Genomic DNA, 18638 nt, shown 5'->3' on the forward strand with positions numbered 1-18638 from the left:
CTTGAAAACAAAACCACTAATAATTCTGGCCTTTTTAGCCCTTGCTTTGTCGTCAAAGGTTTACTGTCAGGTAATTATTCAGCAAACGGATAGTTTAACCAAAGATCAGTTTAATGATGCTAAGGCAAATCCGGGAGATAGTATCCGCTATAAAGTCAAAGTTATAGTTAATGGTTCTGCCGATAATACCTCACTCGATATTGAAGCTTTAGACTCTGAACTTGGAGTGGATCCTAATTCAGTTCATATCGGGCCACTTGCAAGACCAGATAATTATCAGTCACTCTCTAATATCGGGATTGAGATAATTGCCACCACAGGGTTATTAGCTAACGATGCAGATATTGACGCGAAGTCAAAGCCCATAAAAATTGTAAAGGTGGGCTCTTCGTTTTCAGTGGATAAAGATACATCTGCTTTTTTTCAGACGGCATTCTCCGGTTTAGCAAAAATTGAGAGTAACGGGTCTTTTGAATATCATCCAGCTGCAGGCTATAACGGTACGGACTCATTTTACTATGAAATATCGGATGGAGACTCACTAACACCTAATGTTAGAGCTAAGGTTTCTATAACTGTAGGAGGTGTCGGGAGTCCGGTGGTGTGGTTTGTAGATGCCACAAATGGTGATGATACAAATGGAGACGGCAGCTTATATGCCCCTTTTAAGACTTTAAATCCATTAAATGGAGGATCAGACCCTGATGGCAATAATGATATCATCTATCTCTATTCAGGAAATTATACTGTAAGTGCATTTACTTTAGAAGGCAGTCAAAAGCTAATCGGGCAGGGGGTAGCGTTAAATCTGACTGAATTTGGATTGTTAGCTCCTTCTTATTCTGAAAATATTCCTTCTCAAGGTTCAAACCCAATTTTGAATAGCACTACTGACGGCTTAATTCTTAATAGCGATAACATAATTAGAGGATTAACAGTCGGTAATTGTTCAGGAGTAGCAATTAAGAGCTCAACATTAAACGTTGGGGCCTTGAAGGTTTCTTCAGTTGAGGTTAACAATGCTGCAGGTGGAGGCTTGTCTATAACTCACGGAAGTAGTAGTATGATGAACCTAAGCTTTAATAGATTCATATGCTCCGGTGGAAGTGATGGTATAAACTTAACTCAATGCTCAGGTTCTTTTACTGTAGCGGCTAGTGGTTCTAATTCAATAAGCGGGAATTCAAAGTCAGTAAATCTGTCTTCTAATTCTGGTTTAAATTTCACATTCCCTGGTGCTATTTCTGCCAGTTCTGCTACAAGCTTTATTGAGATTGATCAGAATAGCAATTGTACTTTCACTTTTAATACGGGAAATATTTCTTCAACAGCGAAGGGAATAAAAATTACAAACAATAGTCTCACCAATATCAACTTTAATAATCCATCAATTACGCTTAATGGGCTTGCTGATATTGGTATAAGTTCTATTGCGAACCTTAACGGCACGGTGGGTTTTGCTCAAGCAGCAGCATTAACTGTAAATACAACATCCTCTTACGTTGGCTTAGAAGTTTCAAATTCAGGGAATTTCAATATGTCAAAAGGCAGTATTACTTCTACAACAGGAGGTGCAGTCAAAATCGATAATACTAACCTTGGAATTCAGTTAGAAGCAGTCTCATCTAATGGTGCTGCTGAAGGAATATACTTAAGCACTACCACCGGTTATTTTAGATTGATAGGTGATGGTTCAAATCTTCGAAATGGAAGTGGAGGTTCGATTCAGAATTCTCAGAATGAGGGTGTCAAACTTATTAATGTAGTTGCCGTAGATCTTTCGAGTTTGAATGTTTCGGGTTCCTCAAAAAGTGGTATTTATGGAGAAAGTCTTCAAGGATTTAGCTTCAAAGGACTAAGTGTAGAGAATAATGGTGATGGATTAGACGAACACGGGATAGACATTTTAAACTTTAGTTCTTCGTCAAACGCTGAAATATCAAACTGTCAAATAAGTAATTCCAGAGAGAATAATATCAATATCGTTCTAAATACTAGTTCTTCTGGTCAGTCTCTTTCAATTACAAATTCAATCATAAACAATTTACAAGCAGTTAATGGATCTAACGGTGTGTACTTTGAGGCAGGAACAGGTTCCAATGCTACACTAACTTTAACTGGTAATACAATAAATGATAACTATGGCATGGGGCTAAATGCCCAGGTTATAAATTCAGGAATATTGAATGTGAATGCTACACAGAATTCTTTTAATTCTGGCATCACAGCTACTTATGAACAGAGGGGTGGGATATTACTTGGTTCTTCCTCTTCAGGCACTCTTGCCTTTACCGTTGATAGGAATAATGGGGCGTGTTCAGAAGGAAATGCGATAAGTGTGCTCGGCGTTAATGGTAATTATTCGGGGTCGATCATCAATAATCAATTACTCCCGGGAACACAGGGAATAGGTATAAACACCAGAACCGAGGGTATCGGTACGGGAACAATCGTCATAGATGGAAATACAATTGGGTCTGGAGGTTTACCAGCGACTACAACCAATGCGGGTATACACTTATCTAGCCGCAATGGTACCGGAAATATAAATGCTACAGTTTCTAATAATGTTATTGAAATTCAGGAGAGTAACTTTCCATCACCTGTATTAATTGCCGAATCTGGCAGCCTTGCAGGGACCAATACGCTGTGCTTAAATCTCAGTGGAAATCAAATAAACCATTCAAATAACCTGGTGCCGGAATACATGATAGGTCAATACAATAACTCTACCTTTTCGTTAGAGGGATTGCCGAGCTCTCCAGAAACCAATGCATTAAACGTGGAGACTTATTTGGCCTCATTGGATACTGGAAAAGCGGTGGAGGTTTTAGACGGAGGTAATTATATTGTAAATTATACAAATAGTACTTGTACTACTTTACCATAAAAATTAGGTGTATGGCAGAACCATTTTTAGCCGAAATAAGAATAGTTGGGTTCAATTTCGCACCACGAGGTTGGGCATTCTGTGATGGTCAAATTTTGCCCATTAATCAGAACCAATCTCTTTACAGTCTTTTAGGAACCACTTACGGAGGAGATGGTAGAACAAGTTTTGGTTTACCTGACTTAAGAGGTAGGTCACCACTCCATAATGGAAGTACTTTTACCTTAGGGCAAAAGTCTGGGGAGGAAACACATACTCTTAGTCCTGGGGAGATGCCTGAACATAAACATGGTCTGAAAGTGAGTTCAGGAGATGCAAATACAACAAATCCAGTGAATAATCGATATGCTAAATCGTCTCAATTAAGGTTTCGCAAACCCCAGGGTACGGATAGTCTAGCTACAGTTTTTACATCAAATACTGGGGGAGGTCAGGCACATGATAACATGCAGCCCTTTATTGTTATGAATTTTTGTATTGCATTACAAGGTTTATTTCCGTCAAGAAATTAGAATTATGGCAGAACCATACGTTGGAGAAATAAGAATGTTTGCGGGCAATTTTGCCCCAAGAGGATGGGCATTTTGTGATGGTCAGCTTTTAGCCGTTTCACAAAATGATGCACTGTTTTCTTTGTTTGGAACAATTTATGGAGGAGACGGCAGAACTACTTTCGGTCTTCCGGATATGCGTGGAAGAATACCAATTCATGCCGGGTCAGGACCAGGTCTTACTCCTCGGACCGTAGGGTCAAAAGGTGGCTCAGAAAATGTCACATTGACTGAACAACAGTTACCATCTCATCGGCATCCGGTACGAATCTCAGAAGATATAGCGACCAGGCCATTTCCTGAAGGAGGTGTCTTAGCTTCTAACGCTGAGACAGCGGCTTTTTATAACCAAGGCTCTTCAAGTGATTCGTTAGAAAAAATGGATGGTATTGCAGATACAGGAGGTTCGCAAAGTCACTCGAATCTTATGCCTTTTTTGTGTATCAACTTTATCGTAGCATTATTCGGAATTTACCCGTCAAGACATTAATGTAATAAACTATGGCAGAACCATTTATAGCGGAAATTAGAATATTTGCAGGGAGTTTTGCTCCCAGAGGATGGGCCTTTTGTAACGGTCAATTGTTGCCTATCTCTCAAAATACAGCCTTGTTCTCGTTGATAGGTATTACGTATGGGGGAGACGGACGTAGTACTACAGCACTTCCTAATTTACAAGGGAGGGTACCCATGCATCCTGGAAGAGGACCAGGTTTAACCAGTAGAAGGCTGGGGCAAACGGGAGGTGAACAGAATGTAACCTTATCTACTAGTCAAATACCGTCTCATTCTCATGATTTAGCAGCTTCATCTGTGAAGGGAAACTCAGTTTCGGCTTTGAATGGAGTGCCGGCATCTACAGAAAACAATACTAATATTTACTCAAGTTCTGATACGAACATTGTGAACGTAGAAAACGATGGTGAGCAATTAGGCGGCGGTCAGGGTCATAATAATATGCAACCCTTCTTAGCTCTAAACTTTATAATAGCCTTAGTAGGATCATACCCTTCCAGAAGTTAATGTTAGATGGTTTCGAGTTTAAGGTTATTACGAATGAAGATTTGCCAACTTTAAGACAGATCTATAAGGAGAGTCGTCAAGGAGAGTTGGACCTGTTAACTACTTGGACCGATGGACAAATAGACGAGTTTGTAGACCATCAGTTTTTAGCACAGCATAAGTATTACATTGAAAATTATAAAGGTTCTAAATTTTGGCTCATTCGAAAAGAGGGTGGCCCGATCGGAAGACTTTATCTAAAAGAGTATGAGAATGAGTTCAGAATTATTGATATCGCACTTTTAATTGCTTGGAGACGAAAAGGGATTGGAAAAAGAATTCTCGAGAAAATATTGAGTAGTGCGGCTGAGAAGGGGAAAGCAGTATCAATTCATGTAGAGAAGAATAACCCCGCCTTAGATTTATACAAAAGCTTGGGTTTTCAAGAAAAAGAAGACAAAGGCGTCTATTGGTTTATGGTTAAGGATTAAGATAGAAAAGAAATGAATATTGAAAGGTTCACGAAATACAAAGATCAGGATTTCAAGATTGATTTTGACGGTGATTTAAAAGATGCCAGGCTTAGAGAAGTTGTAAGTTTGGGGGATGGGAAAACTCACTCTTTAATCTTTCAGACAATAAATTATTTAGAAGTTAAGGAGCAAAGGATTTATAGTTTCAAGTGGCCTGATGGCTCAGATACAGAAGATCTCTTCATTGTTCCAGTTTCAAAAGATGAGCAAGGTGTTAAATATGAGGTGGTTTTCAATTAAATGAAGAACACTCAAAAAAGCTAAAGCTACCATGAAAAGAAGAACATTTATTACTCAAGTCGGACTAGTCACAGGAGCAATCACTTTAGGAATCAACTCGTCATATGGCAATCAAAAAACAATAGTTGAACTTGCCGAATTGAAGCATTCAAAATTCCAAAATTTAATAGGTAAGGAATTTAAGTTGAGTGTGAATAAAACTGAAGTTTCCATCCGTCTAAAGGACGTTTTTACAGGAAAAGAAAACAGTTTTAAAACTCCATTCATTTTGAGTTTTGAAACAGATAACCCTTCGATTCAAGAGGGAATACATTCGGTGACCTTACCTGATGGAAAGTATTTAGAGGTCTATCTGGAAAAAAAGACATTCCAAGGTGGTCTTGAAAGAATAGAGGCTGTGTTTAACTGAAAGTGAAGACTAAATATTATGAAAAAAAATTTACTTTGTTTCATTTTACTGCTTTTAGTATGTTATTCCGGCGTGGCACAGTTCCCCATTTCTTTGGGTAATCTACAAAATGGGGATACGCTAACAATTATTTATGATGTAGGTGTTTCGACTTTTCCTCCAACAAAGAATACTGTATCAAGTCAGTTAAAAATTTCTGGTAATGGGTTTGGACCTATTCTTTCAGATGATCCCGCCACAGTTGCTGCTAACGACGCAACTTTAACAGATGCTCTATCTCCTTTTACTTTAGCCTATTCTTCTAAATCAAACCCGAGCACTTGTTTAGGTGCGGATGGTAAAATAGTTTTTAGCACGAATGTAAGTGATGGGAATTATAGTTTCAATTATCAAAAAAATTCAGGTGGTACATTAACGAGAACGGTTTCTGTTGCCTCTGGAGTATTAGAGTTGACTGGTCTTTCTTCAGGAGCTTATTCAAACTTTGCTATTTCAGGAATTACATCAGAAATTTCAGGGACTCAGACCTTAAGTGACCCACCGACTCCAACATTAACAGCTGGTACCTTAACGGACCCAAGCACCTGTTTGGGAACAGATGGTAAAATAGCCTTCACGAGTACAAACCTTGCTGATGATACATATACCTTAAATTTCACAAAAGGCACCACAGCCACGAGCCAAAGCGTCACAGTGAGCAGCAATGCCTTTGAGCTGACGAGCTTAGGATCAGGGAGCTATTCAGCATTTTCGGTAACGGCGAATGGCTGTCAAGGTAGTTTAGCTACTGCTCAGACACTAAGTGACCCACCGACTCCAACATTAACAGCTGGTACCTTAACGGACCCAAGCACCTGTTTAGGAACTGATGGTAAAATAGCCTTCACGAGTACAAACCTTGCTGATGGTACGTATACCTTAAATTTCACAAAAGGCACCACAGCTACAAGCCAAAGCGTCACAGTGAGTAGCAATGCCTTTGATTTGACGAGCTTAGGATCAGGGAGCTATTCAGCATTTTCGGTAACGGCGAATGGCTGTCAAGGTAGTTTAGCTACTGCTCAGACACTAAGTGACCCACCGACTCCAACATTAACAGCTGGTACCTTAACGGACCCAAGCACCTGTTTGGGAACAGATGGTAAAATAGCCTTCACGAGTACAAACCTTGCTGATGATACATATACCTTAAATTTCACAAAAGGCACCACAGCCACGAGCCAAAGCGTCACAGTGAGCGGCAATGCCTTTGAGCTGACGAGCTTAGGATCAGGGAGCTATTCAGCATTTTCGGTAACGGCGAATGGCTGTCAAGGTAGTTTAGCTACTGCTCAGACACTAAGTGACCCACCGACTCCAACATTAACAGCTGGTACCTTATCGGACCCAAGCACCTGTTTGGGAACAGATGGTAAAATAGCCTTCACGAGTACAAACCTTGCTGATGATACATATACCTTAAATTTCACAAAAGGCACCACAGCCACGAGCCAAAGCGTCACAGTGAGCAGCAATGCCTTTGAGCTGACGAGCTTAGGATCAGGGAGCTATTCAGCATTTTCGGTAACGGCGAATGGCTGTCAAGGTAGTTTAGCTACTGCTCAGACACTAAGTGACCCACCGACTCCAACATTAACAGCTGGTACCTTAACGGACCCAAGCACCTGTTTGGGAACAGATGGTAAAATAGCCTTCACGAGTACAAACCTTGCTGATGGTACGTATACCTTAAATTTCACAAAAGGCACCACAGCTACAAGCCAAAGCGTCACAGTGAGTAGCAATGCCTTTGATTTGACGAGCTTAGGATCAGGGAGCTATTCAGCATTTTCGGTAACGGCGAATGGCTGTCAAGGTAGTTTAGCTACTGCTCAGACACTAAGTGACCCACCGACTCCAACATTAACAGCTGGTACCTTAACGGACCCAAGCACCTGTTTGGGAACAGATGGTAAAATAGCCTTCACGAGTACAAACCTTGCTGATGATACATATACCTTAAATTTCACAAAAGGCACCACAGCCACGAGCCAAAGCGTCACAGTGAGCAGCAATGCCTTTGAGCTGACGAGCTTAGGATCAGGGAGCTATTCAGCATTTTCGGTAACGGCGAATGGCTGTCAAGGTAGTTTAGCTACTGCTCAGACACTAAGTGACCCACCGACTCCAACATTAACAGCTGGTACCTTAACGGACCCAAGCACCTGTTTGGGAACAGATGGTAAAATAGCCTTCACGAGTACAAACCTTGCTGATGGTACGTATACCTTAAATTTCACAAAAGGCACCACAGCTACAAGCCAAAGCGTCACAGTGAGTAGCAATGCCTTTGATTTGACGAGCTTAGGATCAGGGAGCTATTCAGCATTTTCGGTAACGGCGAATGGCTGTCAAGGTAGTTTAGCTACTGCTCAGACACTAAGTGACCCACCGACTCCAACATTAACAGCTGGTACCTTAACGGACCCAAGCACCTGTTTGGGAACAGATGGTAAAATAGCCTTCACGAGTACAAACCTTGCTGATGATACATATACCTTAAATTTCACAAAAGGCACCACAGCCACGAGCCAAAGCGTCACAGTGAGCAGCAATGCCTTTGAGCTGACGAGCTTAGGATCAGGGAGCTATTCAGCATTTTCGGTAACGGCGAATGGCTGTCAAGGTAGTTTAGCTACTGCTCAGACACTAAGTGACCCACCGACTCCAACATTAACAGCTGGTACCTTAACGGACCCAAGCACCTGTTTGGGAACAGATGGTAAAATAGCCTTCACGAGTACAAACCTTGCTGATGATACATATACCTTAAATTTCACAAAAGGCACCACAGCCACGAGCCAAAGCGTCACAGTGAGTAGCAATGCCTTTGATTTGACGAGCTTAGGATCAGGGAGCTATTCAGCATTTTCGGTAACGGCGAATGGCTGTCAAGGTAGTTTAGCTACTGCTCAGACACTAAGTGACCCACCGACTCCAACATTAACAGCTGGTACCTTAACGGACCCAAGCACCTGTTTGGGAACAGATGGTAAAATAGCCTTCACGAGTACAAACCTTGCTGATGATACATATACCTTAAATTTCACAAAAGGCACCACAGCCACGAGCCAAAGCGTCACAGTGAGCAGCAATGCCTTTGAGCTGACGAGCTTAGGATCAGGGAGCTATTCAGCATTTTCGGTAACGGCGAATGGCTGTCAGGGGAGTTTAGCTACGGCTCAGACCTTAAGTGACCCACCGACTCCAACATTAACAGTTGGTACCTTAACGGACCCAAGTACTTGTTTGGGAACAGATGGTAAAATAGCCTTCTCGAGTACAAATCTTGCTGATGGTACATATATCTTAAATTTCACAAAAGGAACAACAGCTACAAGACAAAGTGTCACAGTGAGCAGCAATGGCTTTGAGTTGACGAGCTTAGGAGCAGGGAGCTATTCGGTATTTTCGGTAACAGCGAATGGCTGTCAGGGTAGTCTAGCTACGGCTCAGACCTTAAGTGACCCACCGACTTCAACGTTAACAGCTGGTACCTTAACGGACCCAAGCATCTGTTTAGGAACAGATGGTAAAATAGCCTTCACGAGTACAAATCTTGCTGATGGAACGTATACCTTAAATTTCACAAAAGGAACAACAGCCACGAGCCAAAGCGTCACAGTGAGCAGCAATGCATTTGAGTTGACGAGCTTAGGAGCAGGGAGCTATTCGGCATTTTCGGTAACAGCGAATGGCTGTCAGGGTAGTTATTCCGGGACCGATATTGTCCTTTCTGATCCCATTTTTGTACCTACCGTTTCAAATACAGGCCCTTATGAAGAAGGTCAAATAGCCCATCTAAATGCCACAGGAGGAGTGTCATACACTTGGTCTGGACCAAATGGTTTTTTCAGTACTTTGCAAAACCCTTCTATTCCTGACTTGAGCTCCAGTAAATCAGGCATTTATTCGGTTTTGATAAGTTCTGCTGAGAATTGTCAAGCGACATTAACAACAGAAGTTTTAGTTTCTTGTTCTTCGCAAAACTTAAATTACTATTTAGTCTATGGTGGTAGTAATCCCGAGATTATTGCACCCCTGGTTTCAAATTTGCAGGTACAGGCCAATACTAGCCGACCAATGTCGGTTGTTGCATTTTCAGCCTGTGAAGCACCTTTGGTAGAAAGTGTCAAGTTGCAACTCTCAGGTACATCTAACCTTCAGTATTATGTTGATAACGAAATGCCGTTTAATCTTCATGAAAATATGAATGTGAGTACTGGAGATATCTTAATACCTAACCACTACACTTTGATCGGAAGGGGTTACAGTATGGATAATGCAACAGGTAGTGTTTTAGTTGGGCCTAATGTTATACCGTTTGATGTAGTTTGGTATGGCAGAGAGATTAATAATATTAACCTAAGTAGTTCTCAAATATGTTCAGGAAGTAATTTGACTGTTTCAGCAACAGCTACCGAGACGTCATTTCAGAAGTTTGGTGCCTCAAACCTGTTTCAGGTTTACTTGTCTAATGCTGACGGGCAATTTATGAATAGAACTCTTATTGGTTCAGGAAGTTCCGTTGGTTCAATTAATTGCCAAATTCCTGAGTATATTCCATCAGGAGCCAACTATAAGATTATGATTACATCAACAGAACCGGTCGTGTCTTCAGAGATAAGTATGACTACCCTTCAAATCATAGGCAATGATCTTACTTTAATATCTCCTAATGATGATATCAATAATCAAAGTGTTGAACGACTAGCTAAAGGGGCAATTAAGGGGGGGAATAAGATCACTGGATCTCTATCAAACACAAAATATAGAGCATCTAAATTTATCGAATTAACCCCAGGTTTTGTAGTGAACTCATCTTCTGTTTTCGAGGCTAAAATAGAGAATCCATGTCCTTAAAAAATCATGTTGTGAAACGCCGACCGCTACCAGGCAAGATTACCGTATGAGGTAATTTGGGAGTAGTTAGAAAGGCGTAATTAGGCCTCTTTAAAGCATTTATTTTGAAAGCTGACAGAAAATACCTGTCGGCTTTCTTTTTATGGGCTCTATTGTGGATAAAACATGCTCTAATGGCCTGTTAGTCTTGGGTTCTAACCGAAAAAATCCGTATTTTTACATATTAAAATAAAAGCTAGGAGCTTAATATGGCTTCACTCGGCTTTTGTGAAACAAAACCAAATTATACTACAAAACCCTTTGTCGTTTATGTCTGACGAATCACAACAGAAAAAAGACTACGGTGCCAATAATATTCAAGTTCTAGAAGGATTAGAGGCTGTTAGGAAAAGACCTGCCATGTATATTGGCGATGTAGGAGCCAAAGGTTTACACCACCTCATCTGGGAGGTTGTAGATAACTCCATTGATGAGGCTCTTGCCGGTCACTGTGACACCATCTATGTGACCATTAATGAAGATAATTCCATTACTGTAAAGGATAATGGTAGGGGTATTCCTACCGCCATGCACAGTAAGGAGAAAAAGTCTGCTCTTGAGGTTGTAATGACTGTACTTCATGCTGGTGGTAAGTTTGACAAGGATACCTATAAAGTTTCCGGTGGTCTTCACGGTGTAGGTGTGTCTTGTGTGAATGCATTGTCAACCCATTTGAGAGCTGAAGTTCATAGAGAAGGTAAAATCTTTGAGCAGGAATACGCCATTGGTAAACCGCAATACGCCGTAAGAGAAGTTGGTACTACAGATTACAGAGGTACGATCGTGACCTTTAAGCCTGACGCCAGCATTTTTACTACCACCGAATATAAGTATGAAACTGTAGCTAATAGACTAAGAGAGCTTTCATATCTGAATAAAGGAATTAGACTTGTCTTAACTGACAAGAGAAATAACGACGAGGAAGGGAATCCGGTTTCTGATACTTTCCTTTCTGAAGGAGGACTTACAGAGTTTGTAGAGTACATCGATCAAAGCAGAGAACGTCTTATCCCGGCTCCTATGCATATGGAAGGTGAGAAAGACGGTGTGCCTGTAGAGGTATCTATGATCTACAATACATCTTTCGCTGAGAATGTTTCTTCATTCGTTAATAATATCAACACCCACGAAGGCGGAACACACGTTTCTGGGTTTAGAATGGCGTTAACCAGAACTTTGAAGTCTTATGCTGACAAGTCTGGAATTCTTGCCAAAGAAAAAGTAGAAATCTCAGGTGATGATTTTAGAGAAGGATTAACAGCTGTTATTTCTGTTAAAGTCGCCGAGCCTCAGTTTGAAGGTCAGACAAAGACCAAGTTGGGTAACTCAGAGGTTACTTCTGCAGTGAGTGGCTGTGTGCAGGAAATGCTTGAGACCTATCTTGAGGAAAACCCTAAAGAAGCCAGATCTATCATTGATAAAGTGGTGATTGCTGCCAAGGCAAGAATAGCGGCCAGAAAGGCTCGTGAAATGGTTCAGCGTAAGAATGTTCTTACAGGAACTGGTTTGCCTGGTAAACTGGCGGATTGTGCCAACTCTGACCCGGCTGAGTGTGAAATCTATCTGGTAGAGGGTGACTCTGCAGGTGGATCTGCTAAACAGGGTAGAGATCGCGGTTTTCAGGCTATTTTACCTTTGAGAGGTAAAATTCTGAACGTAGAAAAGGCTCAAACCTACAGAATCTATGAGAATGATGAAATCAAAAATATCATCACTGCTCTGGGTATCAGAATGGGTAAAGACGGAGACGAAAAAGCTCTTGATCTTGAGAAGTTGAGATATCATAAAATCATCATTATGACTGATGCTGATATTGATGGTAGTCACATTCGTACCTTGATCTTGACGTTCTTCTACCGTTTCATGAGAGAGTTGATAGAGTTGGGTTATCTGTACATTGCACAGCCTCCTTTCTATCTTGTGAAAAAAGGCACTAAATCGGAGTATTGCTGGACAGAAGAGCAGCGTGAGGCGGCAGTTAGAAGATTGGCGGGTAATGGAAAACTTGACTCTGTGAACGTACAGCGATACAAAGGTCTTGGTGAAATGAACCCTGAACAGCTATGGGAAACAACCATGGATCCTGATGGAAGAACGCTGAAGCAAGTAACTATTGAATCTGCTGCCGAGGCAGACCACTTATTCTCTATGCTAATGGGAGATGAGGTGGCTCCACGTAGAGAATTCATTGAGAAAAACGCAAAATACGCTAATGTCGATGTGTAATTGACCTTAGCCGATTTAAAGAGAAAGCTCTTTTCAGTTCTTCTGGAAGGGGCTTTTTGTTTTATTAAGATTCTTTAAGGAAACTTAAGCAAAAGTGTGGTGAGATTCGTGAAACTAAATACATCGAACTCATGAAAAACATCTTCCTACTTTTAATTTGTTTGTTCCCGTTCATAAGCTTTGCTCAAAGCAAAGGTGACATCAATCTTGGTGTTACTGGTGGTGGTGGCTGGGGGCAGATCCAAGGTTTTCAGGGTAATATTGGACTAAATGCCGGGAAAATAATTTCAAATGGTCTTGTGCTTGGCGTAAATACTCAATTTCATACCAATGGATACAATTTTAGCGGCTTAGATTATCCTGCTTCTTACTGGCATAAATCCAGAAATTATGAAGTGACCACAGCTTTATTTGCAAAGCAATATCTAGGTAAAGCCAGATTCAAACCTTTCTTCAATGCAGAGCTTGGTGTTAAATACAGAAACCAGACAGGTTCATCAGGTCAGGAGCCTTCTCAAAGTCAGGCTATAGTTTTACCACATGTTGGCCTGGGGTTTGGAGTAGCCGGTTTTATGGGCAAAAAGAAGAACATTGCACTGGAACTAGGATACACATTGACCAATGCCGCTAAGTGGCCGGTCTTTAACCTGGAAATGCCAATGAAAAGTACCAAACCGATATCAGGAAGGCTGAATTTGGGTGTTCAGTTTTTTCTAAAATAGACTCCATATTAGGCAGGATTATCTCTAAAAAAGACTATTTTTACCAAAATAAATACAAACTAAAAACCTATGGAGATAGTCGAAAAAAGACCCTGGCTAAAAAAATATCCCGAGGGTGTTAATCACGAAGTTAATCCTGAAGCATATAAGAGCCTGATAGATCTGGTAGAAAAAGGGCTGAGTGAGCATGCTGCATCTGAGGCATATACTTTCATGGATAAAACCATGAGTTTCTCAGAGTTAGATCAATTAAGTAAAGACTTTGCAGCTTACCTGCAGGGGCTGGGGCTTCAGAAAGGAGATAGAGTGGCTTTACAAATGCCAAACTGTATGCAGTACCCAATTGCATTGTTTGGCTTAATTAGAGCCGGCCTGGTAGTGGTAAATACCAATCCATTGTATACGCCAAGAGAAATGAAGCATCAGTTTAAAGACTCAGGTGCCAAAGCTATCGTGGTCGTAGCAAATTTTGCATACAATCTGGATAAAGTAATTGCTGATACAGATATTAAACATGTGGTGGTGACGCAATTAGGAGATCGTCTTGGTTTTCCTAAAAAGCAAATCGTAAACTTTGTGGTGAAAACTGTCAAAAAGATGGTGCCTGCTTACAGTTTACCTGGACATGTCATGTTTAATGATGCTCTAAAAATTGGTTCATCAAAAACTTACAAAAGGCCTGAAGTTAAAAATACAGATATGGCCTTCATTCAATACACCGGCGGTACCACGGGTGTATCAAAAGGAGCAGTGCTTGATCATAAGAATTTGATAGCTAATGTAGAAGGTATTTCGGAGTGGTTTAAGCCGAAAATTGGTGTGGTTAAAGATCCTACTATATTAGGAGCTTTGCCTTTCTACCACATTTTTGCGTTAACCTTAAACGCTCTGTCTGGAATGAAGCTAGGCTTTCACAATATTATGATAGCCAACCCGAGAGACCAACCTTCTTTAATCAAAGACTTGAAGAAGTATCCGGTTACCATATTCCCGGGTTTGAATACATTATTTAATGCTTTGGCTAATAATCCTGATTTTCAAGCTCTCGATTTTTCAAAGTTGAAAATCACCATTGCTGGTGGTATGGCACTTCAGAAATTTGTAGCTGACGGTTGGGAAAAACTAACAGGATGCCCAATTGTGGAAGGTTATGGCCTTTCAGAAACCTCTCCCGTATTGTCTTGTAATCCTGTAGATGGTAACCAGCAGATCGGGACTATCGGCATACCTTTCCCATCTACCATGATGAGAATTTTGAAAGATGATGGCAGCTGGGCTGAGGTAGGTGAAGTGGGAGAAATCTGTGCCAATGGCCCGCAAGTAATGAGCGGATACTATAACAGAACTGAAGAAACCGAGAAGGTATTCACAAAAGATGATAATGGTGACCTTTATTTCAAAACCGGTGATATAGGAATGCAACTTGAAAGCGGTTATTTCAAAATCGTTGATAGGAAAAAAGACATGATTCTGGTTTCAGGGTTTAATGTTTATCCTAACGAAATCGAAGATGTCATTGTTGACCATCCGGGAGTACTGGAGGTAGCGTGTATTGGCGTCAAAGATGAGAGATCTACTGAAGCTGTAAAGGTTTTTGTGGTAAGGAAAGATCCGAATTTAGATGAAGATACTCTTAGAGCTTTTGCCAAAGAGAATCTTACGGCTTATAAATGTCCTAAGCACATTGAGTTTAGAGACGAACTTCCTAAAACCAATGTTGGTAAAATTTTAAGAAGAGCCCTAAAGGAGGAAGAAGAAGCAAAGGCTAAATAAGAATAGGCCTACACGGCCAATTGACTTGTATGTAATGAAAATACCCCGCAGAAATATTCCGCGGGGTATTCTTTTTGTACAGTTTATATTAAGGTTTATTGTTTAATTCTTTTAGTTGAAGCGGTAGTTGACGCCAGTATTGATTCCTATGTAGCGAGGTCTGAAACTAAAGCCTTCTAACTTATCTACTCCTGAGGTTAAGGTCTGTTGCACATTAGACCCAACTGAAAGTTGCCAGTTTTCTCCGATCATATAATTTACTTTCAGGCTTCCAATCCCACTCAAATTCATCACCTTATATGCCGAATTCTGAGCCGTAAGAAGGCTTCCCCCTTCTGGGGTATTGTCTATTACATTATTGACCAGAAAGTCTGTAGAAATACCACTACTTAAAGCCATTTCCATTTTATCACCTAAAGGCATATGGTAAGCCAATTGAAGCGGAACCATCAAATACTTATAATCATTATTGACAAGGCCACTTGTGGAGACAATGGTATTATCAAATGAGGTGATATCGTTTCTGATATAATTTGACTCCAGGAATGTTCTCACATCACCTGTTTTCTCGTTATAAGAATATACATTACTCTCTAAAAGAGATCTTCCTGAGTTAAATCGAATACCACCTTGCCATGAGAGATGCTTGCCGAATCTCTTACCGTAGTCTAAGCCCAGATTAATACTATTTCCCGCTCTTATATTATTGTAGGGCTGAGATAAAGGAATGGCAAACGTTTCCCTTTTAATCGGGTTTGTGGTTTCACCAACATTATTGAATTCAAAACTGTTGGTAGGTCTGATATCATTAGCAGAAGCTAAGGCTCTTTCAAAATTGTTGATTTTGAAGTTAGGTTCAAAAGGGGAAATACCCGAGATCAAACCAAACCATGATTTTTTGAAAAATGAAGAATTGTCTTCTTGAAACTCTTCTGGTGTTTCGTAAGGTAGTTTTGGGCGATGAAGAATAAAGCTATTCGCAAATTCATCAAACTCTTTTCTCGCTATGAAATTAAGTGCGGTTGTTATCTCTTGAACTTTAGAATCAAATGACCCTTTATCATTTGACCGTTGTTCAATTACTTTACTTGATTCTGTACTTAAAGGAGTGTAATCCGGAATGGATAAGCTTTGAGAACTCAACAGACTAACTGTCTCAATTTTACTTTTCCTTTCAATTTTAACCTGTTCCCCTTTTTCAGATGATTGATCTGCCAGAATGAGCCTTTCTTGAGATTCACTTTCAGAAGCTCTTTGGTTGGTCTCTGTTTGTGAAGACGTACTTGAATCACTTTTTCTTTCTATTCGGGTACTTTGTTGGGCTCCGTTATCCAGAAAGTCACTTTTATTGAAAAGCGAAAACCCTAATACCATTAGAAGAAGAGCTGCAATACCTGAGGCCGTGTATTTGTTGAACCAGACGAAGAAAACAGGTTTTCTTTCTTCCTCTTTATCCAAACGGTTACTAATAGCTGCCCAAACATCATCTTCTGGCTTCTCTTCAGCGTTTAGAAGTGTTGAACTTAGAGATTCTTCAAATGAAGCATCTTCGTCAAGCCTTTGAGATATATTCTCCCAGACCTCAATGGGTGCCTGCTCTTCTGCATTCCGCAGGATAGCTTTCCATTGTTTATCAAAAGATTTCTTCATTAAAACTTATATTCTTTATGAGGCTTTAGCCTCTCTTGTTCAATCATTAGCTTCTCTTGAAGCAGCATTTTCGCTCTGGAGTACTGTGACTTTGAGGTACCTTCAGAAACTCCTAACATCTTAGCTATTTCGTGGTGTTTAAAGCCCTCAATAGCATACAGGTTAAAAATGGTTCTGCAGCCATCCGGTAACTCACCTATGAGTTCCAGCAACTGCTGATAAGAGAGGTTTTCCTGACCTTTATTTTTATAATGAAAATCCTCGTCTATCATATAATCCCCTTCAAGTGATTGGGTAAGGTTGCCGCTTTTTTTCAAAGCTTTCAATGCGGTATTCACCACAATTTTTCTCAACCAGGCCTCCAGTGGGCTATCAAAACGAAAAGAATCCAGATGTCTGAAAATCTTTACAAATGCGTCTTGAAGTACATCTTTTGCCTTCTCCCTATCATGCATGTACCTTAATGCTACCACAAACAATTTCCCTGAAAACATCTCATAGAGTTGTTTTTGGGCAGCTCTGTCATTTTCCAGACAGGCTTCAATTATTTGCTTTTCAACGGGCATTAAGACTGAAGACTTAGAAACTTTATCAGTGAATGTGGCTGATTAAGATTCCGTTCTCTTCAGAGGGTCGTTAATCAGGACACCTAATGTACTAAAATGGTTGGAATTACGCTGAAAAAATCTGTAGACGGTCGTCAATACAGTCTATCTGATTCGTCAGGGTAACTCCGGGAGGAACCTGTGCGGCTGTTAAACCTTCAGTAAGCTTTAAATGCTTACTCTTAAACACTCGAACTTCTTCAAACTTCTGGCTTTTGAAAAACAAAGTGTGTAATCTGGCCCCTCCTTCTACGATAACCGAACGAATATTTAGCTTGTTCAATTCCTTTAAGATTAGATCAACAGGGTCTGCAGATTCTTTGATCTTAAAGACGGTCAGATTTTCACCTGAAGAAAATTCCTCCGAAGTAAATACGATAGTAGGAGAGGAAAAGTCGCCGAGTTTTATCTTTTCTTTGATTTTCCCATTTGGGTCAAAGATCACGCGAGTTGGATTTTTGCCTGACCAATGACGCGTATTAAGCCGTGGGGAGTCATTTAGGATGGTATTAGCACCTACCAGAATGGCATCTTCTTCGGCCCTCCATTTATGACTGTGCATTTGGCTTAAAGGACCACTTATTTTAACAGGCTGGCCATTAATTCCAGCTATGAATCCATCAGCGGTTTCGGCCCATTTGAGAATGACATAGGGTCTTTTTTTTCTTACAGAATGAAAAAATCGTTTGTTTAAGATTTCTCCTTCGTCAGTAAGAAAGTCTAGCTTTACTTTTATACCGGCATCTTTTAGCTTCTGAATTCCCTTGCCATTTACTTCTGGGAAAGGATCTCTATTGCAGATGACCACTTTCCTGACATTATGCTTAATCAATAAGTCGGCACAAGGTGGCGTTTTACCAAAATGAGAGCAGGGTTCTAAAGTGACGTAGACTGTAGATTCAGGAAGTAAGGTTTTATCACTAACTGAATTGATAGCGTTCACTTCTGCATGCGGACCACCATACTTCTGATGCCAGCCTTCACCTATAATTTTATCATTATGTACAATCACACAGCCTACCATAGGATTGGGGCTTACTTCTCCGGAGCCTAATTGGGCCAATTCCAGAGCACGTTGCATGTACATTTTATTCAT

Annotated in this window: 14 protein-coding genes; 11 read left to right on the forward strand and 3 right to left on the reverse strand. The window is 40.6% G+C overall.

Features of this window, described 5'->3' with window-relative positions; translation table 11 throughout:
• Position 1: 1 nt before the first annotated feature.
• The 11 genes from ACUXV0_RS14210 to ACUXV0_RS14260 all read left to right on the forward strand — a co-directional run bounded on the left by ACUXV0_RS14210 (position 2) and on the right by ACUXV0_RS14260 (position 15287).
• Entirely contained in the window at positions 2–2890 is a 2889-nt protein-coding gene (locus ACUXV0_RS14210) for an Ig-like domain-containing protein (protein WP_446190225.1), read from the forward strand.
• A gap of 11 nt (positions 2891–2901) precedes the next feature.
• Complete coding sequence (locus tag ACUXV0_RS14215; RefSeq protein ID WP_446190226.1) at positions 2902–3402, forward strand: phage tail protein; 501 nt, start codon at positions 2902–2904, stop codon at positions 3400–3402.
• 4 nt (positions 3403–3406) lie between these two features.
• Positions 3407–3931 carry a phage tail protein gene (locus ACUXV0_RS14220; RefSeq protein ID WP_446190227.1) on the forward strand — a complete coding sequence of 175 codons (525 nt, stop codon included), beginning with the start codon at positions 3407–3409 and terminating at the stop codon, positions 3929–3931.
• A gap of 11 nt (positions 3932–3942) precedes the next feature.
• Positions 3943–4464, forward strand: coding sequence for a phage tail protein (locus ACUXV0_RS14225; RefSeq protein ID WP_446190228.1), 522 nt, complete (start codon positions 3943–3945; stop codon positions 4462–4464).
• The gene (locus tag ACUXV0_RS14230) at positions 4464–4934 is read left to right on the forward strand and encodes a GNAT family N-acetyltransferase (protein ID WP_446190229.1); all 471 of its coding nucleotides are present in this window, start codon (positions 4464–4466) and stop codon (positions 4932–4934) included. Before ACUXV0_RS14225 ends, ACUXV0_RS14230 begins: the two co-directional genes overlap by 1 nt.
• A gap of 12 nt (positions 4935–4946) precedes the next feature.
• On the forward strand, positions 4947–5216 hold the full coding sequence (locus ACUXV0_RS14235; protein WP_446190230.1) for a DUF6916 family protein: 270 nt from the start codon (positions 4947–4949) through the stop codon (positions 5214–5216).
• Between the two features lie 31 nt (positions 5217–5247).
• Positions 5248–5625 carry a DUF6916 family protein gene (locus ACUXV0_RS14240; protein ID WP_446190231.1) on the forward strand — a complete coding sequence of 126 codons (378 nt, stop codon included), beginning with the start codon at positions 5248–5250 and terminating at the stop codon, positions 5623–5625.
• Between the two features lie 18 nt (positions 5626–5643).
• Entirely contained in the window at positions 5644–10527 is a 4884-nt protein-coding gene (locus ACUXV0_RS14245) for a beta strand repeat-containing protein (RefSeq protein ID WP_446190232.1), read from the forward strand.
• A 309-nt stretch (positions 10528–10836) separates the two neighbouring features.
• Positions 10837–12792, forward strand: a complete 1956-nt coding sequence (gene gyrB / locus ACUXV0_RS14250; RefSeq protein WP_446190233.1) for a DNA topoisomerase (ATP-hydrolyzing) subunit B — start codon at positions 10837–10839, stop codon at positions 12790–12792.
• 131 nt (positions 12793–12923) lie between these two features.
• Positions 12924–13514 (forward strand): hypothetical protein, encoded by a 591-nt coding sequence (locus ACUXV0_RS14255; protein WP_446190234.1) that lies wholly within the window; start codon positions 12924–12926, stop codon positions 13512–13514.
• Between the two features lie 69 nt (positions 13515–13583).
• Complete coding sequence (locus ACUXV0_RS14260; protein ID WP_446190235.1) at positions 13584–15287, forward strand: AMP-binding protein; 1704 nt, start codon at positions 13584–13586, stop codon at positions 15285–15287.
• Positions 15288–15398: 111 nt separating this feature from the next.
• On the opposite strand, the gene ACUXV0_RS14265 is transcribed toward ACUXV0_RS14260, so the two are convergent.
• The 3 genes from ACUXV0_RS14265 to ribD all read right to left on the reverse strand — a co-directional run bounded on the left by ACUXV0_RS14265 (position 15399) and on the right by ribD (position 18638).
• A complete protein-coding gene (locus ACUXV0_RS14265) occupies positions 15399–16937 on the reverse strand; it encodes a hypothetical protein (protein ID WP_446190236.1) in 1539 nt (512 codons plus the stop codon).
• Positions 16937–17503 carry an RNA polymerase sigma factor gene (locus ACUXV0_RS14270; RefSeq protein WP_446190237.1) on the reverse strand — a complete coding sequence of 189 codons (567 nt, stop codon included), beginning with the start codon at positions 17501–17503 and terminating at the stop codon, positions 16937–16939. Before ACUXV0_RS14270 ends, ACUXV0_RS14265 begins: the two co-directional genes overlap by 1 nt.
• A 106-nt stretch (positions 17504–17609) precedes the next feature.
• Complete coding sequence (ribD, locus tag ACUXV0_RS14275; protein ID WP_446190238.1) at positions 17610–18638, reverse strand: bifunctional diaminohydroxyphosphoribosylaminopyrimidine deaminase/5-amino-6-(5-phosphoribosylamino)uracil reductase RibD; 1029 nt, start codon at positions 18636–18638, stop codon at positions 17610–17612.

This window comes from Jiulongibacter sp. NS-SX5 (genome assembly GCF_052828545.1).

Excerpts from the sequence above, each read along its gene's own strand:
- ACUXV0_RS14215 (WP_446190226.1), top strand. The coding sequence starts at position 2,902 with ATGGCAGAACCATTTTTAGCCGAAATAAGAATAGTTGGGTTCAATTTC.
- ACUXV0_RS14220 (WP_446190227.1), top strand. The coding sequence starts at position 3,407 with ATGGCAGAACCATACGTTGGAGAAATAAGAATGTTTGCGGGCAATTTT.
- ACUXV0_RS14225 (WP_446190228.1), top strand. The coding sequence starts at position 3,943 with ATGGCAGAACCATTTATAGCGGAAATTAGAATATTTGCAGGGAGTTTT.
- ACUXV0_RS14230 (WP_446190229.1), top strand. The coding sequence starts at position 4,464 with ATGTTAGATGGTTTCGAGTTTAAGGTTATTACGAATGAAGATTTGCCA.
- ACUXV0_RS14235 (WP_446190230.1), top strand. The coding sequence starts at position 4,947 with ATGAATATTGAAAGGTTCACGAAATACAAAGATCAGGATTTCAAGATT.
- ACUXV0_RS14240 (WP_446190231.1), top strand. The coding sequence starts at position 5,248 with ATGAAAAGAAGAACATTTATTACTCAAGTCGGACTAGTCACAGGAGCA.
- ACUXV0_RS14245 (WP_446190232.1), top strand. The coding sequence starts at position 5,644 with ATGAAAAAAAATTTACTTTGTTTCATTTTACTGCTTTTAGTATGTTAT.
- gyrB (WP_446190233.1), top strand. The coding sequence starts at position 10,837 with ATGTCTGACGAATCACAACAGAAAAAAGACTACGGTGCCAATAATATT.
- ACUXV0_RS14255 (WP_446190234.1), top strand. The coding sequence starts at position 12,924 with ATGAAAAACATCTTCCTACTTTTAATTTGTTTGTTCCCGTTCATAAGC.
- ACUXV0_RS14260 (WP_446190235.1), top strand. The coding sequence starts at position 13,584 with ATGGAGATAGTCGAAAAAAGACCCTGGCTAAAAAAATATCCCGAGGGT.
- ACUXV0_RS14265 (WP_446190236.1), bottom strand. The coding sequence starts at position 16,937 with ATGAAGAAATCTTTTGATAAACAATGGAAAGCTATCCTGCGGAATGCA.
- ACUXV0_RS14270 (WP_446190237.1), bottom strand. The coding sequence starts at position 17,503 with ATGCCCGTTGAAAAGCAAATAATTGAAGCCTGTCTGGAAAATGACAGA.
- ribD (WP_446190238.1), bottom strand. The coding sequence starts at position 18,638 with ATGAATAAAATGTACATGCAACGTGCTCTGGAATTGGCCCAATTAGGC.